Source organism: Mesorhizobium sp. M7A.F.Ca.CA.002.15.2.1, assembly GCF_003998715.1.
In the GTDB taxonomy this organism is placed as follows: Bacteria; Pseudomonadota; Alphaproteobacteria; order Rhizobiales; family Rhizobiaceae; genus Mesorhizobium; species Mesorhizobium ciceri.
Map to the genome: position 1 here is coordinate 1 of NZ_RZPI01000266.1, position 6930 is coordinate 6930.

The 6930-nt window shown below is 64.7% G+C and carries 7 protein-coding genes; 1 reads left to right on the forward strand and 6 read right to left on the reverse strand.

Annotation, left to right across the window (positions count from 1 at the left end):
- From ENZ74_RS16390 to ENZ74_RS16400, 3 genes are all read right to left on the reverse strand, one after another.
- The coding region (locus ENZ74_RS16390) for an acetyl-CoA C-acyltransferase (RefSeq protein ID WP_127312866.1) at positions 1-909 on the reverse strand (909 nt) is incomplete at its 3' end.
- A 1-nt stretch (position 910) separates the two neighbouring features.
- Positions 911-1711, reverse strand: coding sequence for a CoA-transferase subunit beta (locus ENZ74_RS16395; protein ID WP_063169490.1), 801 nt, complete (start codon positions 1709-1711; stop codon positions 911-913).
- Complete coding sequence (locus tag ENZ74_RS16400; protein WP_063169491.1) at positions 1708-2565, reverse strand: CoA transferase subunit A; 858 nt, start codon at positions 2563-2565, stop codon at positions 1708-1710. Before ENZ74_RS16400 ends, ENZ74_RS16395 begins: the two co-directional genes overlap by 4 nt.
- A gap of 121 nt (positions 2566-2686) precedes the next feature.
- On the opposite strand from ENZ74_RS16400, the gene ENZ74_RS16405 reads away from it, so the two are divergent.
- On the forward strand, positions 2687-3457 hold the full coding sequence (locus tag ENZ74_RS16405; protein ID WP_027163027.1) for an IclR family transcriptional regulator C-terminal domain-containing protein: 771 nt from the start codon (positions 2687-2689) through the stop codon (positions 3455-3457).
- A gap of 241 nt (positions 3458-3698) precedes the next feature.
- On the opposite strand, the gene ENZ74_RS16415 is transcribed toward ENZ74_RS16405, so the two are convergent.
- From ENZ74_RS16415 to ENZ74_RS16425, 3 genes are all read right to left on the reverse strand, one after another.
- Positions 3699-5000 carry an FAD-binding oxidoreductase gene (locus ENZ74_RS16415; RefSeq protein WP_063169492.1) on the reverse strand — a complete coding sequence of 434 codons (1302 nt, stop codon included), beginning with the start codon at positions 4998-5000 and terminating at the stop codon, positions 3699-3701.
- Between the two features lie 2 nt (positions 5001-5002).
- Complete coding sequence (locus ENZ74_RS16420) at positions 5003-6382, reverse strand: glutamine synthetase family protein (RefSeq protein ID WP_063169493.1); 1380 nt, start codon at positions 6380-6382, stop codon at positions 5003-5005.
- Positions 6383-6388: 6 nt separating this feature from the next.
- The coding region (locus ENZ74_RS16425; RefSeq protein WP_281059707.1) for a nucleotide disphospho-sugar-binding domain-containing protein at positions 6389-6930 on the reverse strand (542 nt) is incomplete at its 5' end.

Here is a 6930-nt window from a genome sequence, read left to right on the forward strand (position 1 = left end):
CATCATGGGCATCGGCCCGGTGCCCATGATGCGCGGCGCCACGCCGGCGGCAGCCCCGCCGAGGATGCGGGCGATCGGCGTCAGCCCATACTTTTTCACCGCCGCCTCGGAGGCAACGATCAGTGCCGCCGCGCCGTCATTGACGCCGGAAGCATTGCCGGCCGTCACCGTGCCGCCCTGCCGGAACGGCGTCGGCAGCTTGGCCAGCGCCTCGACCGTTGAGCCCGCGCGGGGGTGTTCATCCTTGCTGACAATGAGCGCATCGCCCTTGCGCTGCAGGATGGTCACTGGGGTGATCTCCTTCGCCAATCTTCCATTGGCTTGTGCGGCGACGGCCTTGTTCTGGCTGCGCACTGCGAAGGCGTCCTGGTCGGCCCGCGACACCGAAAAATCCTCGGCGACGTTCTCGCCGGTTTCCGGCATGGAATCGACGCCATACTGCTTCTTCATCAGCGGGTTGACGAAGCGCCAGCCGATGGTGGTGTCGTAAATCTCGGCATTGCGCGAGAACGCCGTGTCGGCCTTGGGCATGACGAAGGGTGCCCGGCTCATCGATTCGACGCCGCCCGCGATCATCAGCTCCGCCTCGCCGGCCTTGATGGCTCGGGCGGCAATGGTCAGCGCATCCATGCCGGAGCCGCACAGGCGATTGACGGTCGAGCCCGGGACCTCCTTTGGCAGCCCGGCCAGCAGCAGCGCCATGCGCGCTACGTTGCGATTGTCCTCGCCGGCCTGGTTGGCGCAGCCATAGACGACATCGTCGATCGCCTGCCAGTCGATGCCCGGATTGCGCTCGGCCAGCGCCCTCAGCGGGATGGCGCCTAGATCGTCCGATCGTACCGAAGACAGCGAACCGCCGAAGCGGCCGATCGGCGTGCGGATGTAGTCGCAGATATAGGCCTCGGCCATGTCATGCAGCCTTTGCTTTTCCGGTTCCCTCATGCGCCGCCTTGGTGCGGGCCTGCAGGTCGCGCAATGTCTTCAATTCGAGTTCGCTTGGCGCCGGTGTTTCGTCAAGCGCCTCCGCGAACTTTACCACCCAGCCACAGCTCTCCTGCACCTGCTGGCGGGTGACGCCCGGATGCAACGACACGACGGTGAATTCCTTGGTCACCGGATCCGGCTTCCAGATGGCGAGATCGGTGATCAGCAAGGTCGGACCTGATGTGTCGATGCCAAGCCGCTTGCGATGGTCGCCGCCCTCGCCATGGCCGAAGGAGGTGAAGAAGTCGATCTTCTCGACCATGCCGCGCTTGGTCTGCGCCATTGTGATGTAGATCTGCTTCGACGAGGTCGCGATCTCCGGCGCGCCGCCGCCGCCGGGCAGCCTGGTCTTGGGATGGAAATAGTCGCCGATGACCGTGGTGTTGATGTTGCCGAACTTGTCGATCTGCGCCGCCCCCAAAAAACCGATCGAGATGCGGCCGCCCTGCAGCCAGTAGCGGAACATCTCCGGCACCGCGACGGTGGTGACGGCGGTCTCGCACAATTCGCCATCGCCGATCGACAGCGGCAGCACGTCGGGCGCGGTGCCGATCGTGCCGCTCTCGTAGATCAGCGTGATGTCAGGCGCATGCGTTAGCCGCGCCACATTGCAGGCCGCGGACGGTGCGCCGATGCCGACGAAGCAGACATCGTCATTCCTGAGCGCCCTGCTGGCGGCGATCGTCATCATCTCGTTGGGGGTGAAACCCAATGGATTGTCGCTCATGCCGCTTTCCTCAAATGCTCGACCCGGGCCGCGAAATCGCCGGCGCTCTTCTCGATGACATTGGCCTGCATCCACGCCTGGAATTTGTCACGGTCGGCGGCGATCTCGTCCCATTCGAGATAGGCGGCATTGTCACGCGCATAATAGCCATGTGCGTAGGACGGGTGCGAGCCGCCTGGCACGACGGATATCGCCGCGATCGTCCAGCGCGGCAGCACGGTCAGATTGGGGTGCAGATCGTCGAAATTATCGACCACTTCCTCCACCGTCACCACCGCTCGCTTGGCCGCCAGCACCGCTTCCTTCTGGATGCCGATGATGCCTTCGACCAGCACATTGCCTTGTCTGTCGGCCTTCTGCGCATGGATGAAGGTGACGTCAGGCCTGATCGAAGGAACAGCCGCCAGCACCTCGCCGGTGAACGGACAGGTGACAGACTTGATGTTCGGATTGACCGCCGCGAGGCCAGCACCGCGATAGCCGCGAAACACCGCGCAGGGCAGACCGGCCGCGCCCGCCTCATAGGCATTGGCCATGCCGGCATGGCTGTGCTCCTCGATCTCGATCGATCTGGGGAAACCGTTCTCGATGGCGTCGCGGGCGCGCCGCAGCAGGCCGACGCCGGGATTGCCGACATAGGAGAAGACGATTTTCTTCGCCATGCCCATACCGATCATCTGGTCGTAGATCAGGTCCGGCGTCATGCGGACCAGGGTCAGGTCGCGAAAACCCTGACGGATCGCCTCATGCGCCGCCGCCGTCGGGATCAGATGGGTGAAACCCTCGAAGGCGACCGTGTCATCATCGTTCAAATTCTCCGCAACAGCCTGTTTGAGCGGCAGGAACTTGACCATCGCATCGGCTCCGGGTTCAAAAAGTTCGCATTGCGAACATATGTTTTATATGCGATACTTTCTACGCTGGGGGAGGGCGAGGAGTCAATCCTGGCGTCGATGCCGTTCCCGCGGAGTTGAGATGGACGAAGAAGCCGCTTCCCGTGATCATGTCGGCTCGCTCGAGCGCGGCCTTGCCGTCATGGAGATCCTGGCTCGGCATCCCTCGGGCATGACGCTGACCGAAATGGCCGAGGAAGCGGGCCTGACCCGCGCCGGCGCCCGCCGCTTTCTGCTGACGCTCACCGCCACCGGCTATGCAACGCAAGCCGGCCGCGTGTTCTCGCTGTCGCCACGCTTGCTGACGATCGCCCGCACCTGGCTCGGCGGCGCCTCGCTCTGGGCCTTCGCCGCACCCATCATGCGCGCGGTCGCCGCACAGCTGAACGAGGCCTGTTCGGCGGCGATCCTGTCGGGTGCCGATGTCGTCTATGTCGCCCGTATTCCCGGCCGCCGCATCCTCAGCGTGTCGCTCGATGTCGGCACCAGGCTGCCGGCCTATTGCACCTCGATGGGACGCATCCTGCTTGCCGGTCTGACGCCTCAGGAATTGGACGCATTCCTCGGCCAGGCGACGATCGAGAGACGGACGCCGAAGACGATCACCGACAGGTGTTTGTTAGCCAACGCCATCGGCAAGGCGAAAGCGGACGGCTTTGCCATCGTCGACGAGGAACTGGAACTCGGCCTGCGCTCGATCGCCGTGCCGATCCGCGACCGCGCAGAACGCACGGTCGCGGCCATCAACGTCTCGACGCAATCGGCGCGGTTCTCCGTCGCGGAGATGGAGCGGGAGATTCTGCCGGCGCTGCTGGAGGCCAGGCAGCGGATTGAAGATTTTTTTGTGGTTTAAGAGGCCTTCTCCAACAACCTTCACCGTCGGCGGGACAGCGCCCCCCTCTGCCCTGCCGGGCATCTCCCCCTCTTGGGGGGAGATCGGACGTCACGCCGGCTTTCGCCAATCTCCAACGACGCAGGAATGGGCGAAGCCACCAATCTGCCAATCTCCCCCCTTGAGGGGGAGATGTCCGGCAGGACTGAGGGGGGCGCGAAGGATCGCGGCGTTTTGCAATTCGCCGCCGCCCCGCCGACCCTCAATGCTTGATGCGATCCCGCATGGCATACCACAGCATGCCCAGCACATAGAGCGGACCGCGCAGCGCCGTGCCGCCGGGGAATGGCATCGGGGTGAGCGTCGAGAACAGATCGAGCCGCGAGGCGTCGCCGGCGATCGCCTCGGCCAGGAGCTTGCCCGACAGCGTCGACAGGATGACGCCCTTGCCGGAATAGCCATGCGCGAAATAGACCTCGCCATAGTGCCCGACATGCGGCAGCCTGGATGTCGTCACCGACACCAGCCCGCCCCAGGCGTGATCGATGCGGCAGCCCTGAAGTTGCGGGAAGGTGGCTTCCATATGCGGCCGCACGAAGCCGGCGATATCGGCCGGCGGTGACGGCGTGTAGCGCTCGCCGCCGCCGAACAGCAGCCGGCCGTCCGCCGACATCCGGTAATAGTTGACGACGAAGCGTGTGTCGGACACCGCGACATTGGCCGGGATGACATTGCGCTTGCCCTCCAGCGGCTCGGTGGCGACGATGTAGTTGCCAACCGGCATGATGCGGCTGTTGACGCGCGGCTCCAGCCCATCGAGCAGAGCGTCACCGGCCAGCACGACATGTTTTGCACGCACCGATCCCTTTGCCGTCGAGATCCGGATCGAAGGCTCACGCTCCAGCTTCACCGCCACCGAATTCTCATGGATGACGACGCCGGCAGCAATCGCCGCGCGGGCAAGGCCGAGCGTGTAGTTCAGCGGATGCATGTGGCCGCCGAGCGGCTCATACATCGCGCCATGATAGGGTGTGTCGACCTTGGCTCGGGCTTCCGCCGCCGACAGGATTTCGGCGTGCGGGAACTTCATCACCGTAGCCAGGCACTCGACCTCTTCCTCGAGATCCTTGAGGTCGGAACCGTTGACCGCGCCGACCAGATGGCCGGTCAGCCTGAGATCGCAATCGATGGCATGGCGCTCGATGATGTCGAGCACCAGCCCACGCGCCTCGAACGCAAGATCGAACAGCACCTTTGCCCGCTCCGGCCCGTAGAGCTTGACCAGGCCCTTGGCGCCCTTGCGCAGGCCGGGGATCATCTGGCCGCCATTGCGGCCCGACGCCCCCCAACCGATCTTGCCGCCTTCGAGCAGCACCACCTTCAACCCGCGCTCGGCGGCGTGAAGGGCGGCCGACAGGCCGGTGCAGCCGCCGCCGACGACAACCAGGTCGGTGTCGACGTCGCCGACCAGCGCCGGATGGTCCGGCGCCGGATTGGCGGTGGCGACATAATAGGATTTTGCGATATCGAGGCCCGAATTGAAGCCCGTTGAACTGGAAGCCATGATCACACCTTCAGCAGAAGGTGGTCGCGTTCCCAGCTCGTCACCACGCCCTGGAACAGGTCGAGCTCGACGCTCTTTACGCGCAGATAAGTCTGGAAGAAATCCTCGCCGAGCAGTTCCCGCACCGGGCCGCAAGCCTCGAAACGATCGAGCGCCTCCTCCATCGTCTTCGGCAGCGTGCTCTTGATCTTGTAGGCATTGCCCGACGCCTCGGGCGAGCGCGCCAGTTTCTGCTCGACGCCGAGATAGCCGGCAAGCAGCGAGCCGGCGATCGCCAGGTAAGGATTGGAATCCGCGCCCGGAAGCCGGTTCTCCACCCGCCGCGCGGCGCGGCCGCCGGCCGGCACGCGCAGGCCGCAGGAGCGGTTGTCATGCGACCATTCGATGTTGGCCGGCGCGCTGTGGTTCGGCCTGATGCGGCGGAACGAGTTCACGTTGGGCGCGAACAGCGGCATGATTTCGGGGACATATTTCTGCAGGCCGCCGATGAAGTGGCCAAACATTGCGGTGTCGGCATCGTCGCTGCCGGCAAACAAAGTCCTGCCGGCCTCGTCGATGACCGACATGTGCAGATGCATGGAGCTGCCGGCCTGTGCGGCGATCGGCTTGGCCATGAAGGTGGCGTGCATGCCGCTTTGCTGCGCGGCCTGGCGCGTCAGCCGCTTGAACAGCAGCACCTTGTCGGCCAGCGGCAGCGCATCGCCATGCAGGAAGTTGATCTCCAACTGCGCGGTTCCCGACTCATGGATCAGCGTGTCGAGCGGCAGGCCGGCCGCCGCCGCATAATCGTAAATGCGGCGGATCACCGGCTCGAACTCCTCGAGCCCGGCCATATCGTAGGGATGCTGCACGGTCTCGGCGCGGCCATTGGCGCCGACCGGGGCGGTCAGCGGACGGTCCGGATCCGGATTGGGCGCGGTGAGATAGAATTCCACCTCGGGCGCCACCACCGCCCGCCAGCCGCGCTTGGCGTAGAGGTCGAGCACGGCCCTGAGCACATGGCGCGGCGAGGCCATCCAGGGCCGGCCGTCCATATGGAAGGCATCGGCAAAGACATAGGCCTTGCCGGGAGCGGCACCCGGCGCCAGGCAGAGCGTCGATACATCAGGCACCATGCGCATGTCCGGATCCGAATAGGCAAAACCCTCGTCGATCGAGCCGGAATAGCGGCCGTCGATGCTGACCAGGAAAGCGCTGCTCGGCAGATAGAGCGCGCGGTCTTCAAGCGCCTGGAGGAATTTGGCCGTCGGCAAGGCCTTGCCGCGCAGGACGCCGTTCATGTCGGGCACCAGGCACTCGACTTCGTTGATGCCGTGCCGGGCCAGCCAGGCCTTGGCATCGTTGCCGCTGGAGAGCGAGATGTTCGTGTTGTTGTCAGGCATTTTCGTTCAAATCCGTATCAGAGAGAGTATGGCTTGCGCGGCCGCATCCGTTCCGGGTTTCAGCGCCATTTGGGCTGCATTGTCCTTGAGGCGGGCGCGCATGGCATCGTCGGCCAGCAGGCCGAGAATGGCTTTCTCCAACACTCCTTCGGTCCAGCCGTCACGGCCGATATGGTCGCCGGTGCCGGTCTCTTCGGCGCGTTGCGCGTTGTCGTGTCCATCCCAGCAATAGGGCATGATCAGCGACGGCACGCCGAAGCGCAGCGCTTCGCAAAAACTGTTGTTGCCGCCGTGATGGATGAACAGATCCGACTTCGCCACCACCGAGGGCTGCGGAAACCAGGCGTCGAGATAGACATTGTCCGGCACCGCGCGGTAAGCGTCGCGCAGGCCGCCGGCATTGACGATGAAGCGCGCCGGCAGCCTGTCGAACACCACCAGCATGCGCTCGATCAGGCCGACATCCATGGCACCCAGGCTGCCGAAGCTGACATAGACCAGCGGCCCGCCATTGCGCGGGAACACCGGCACCTCGAACGGCCCTTCAG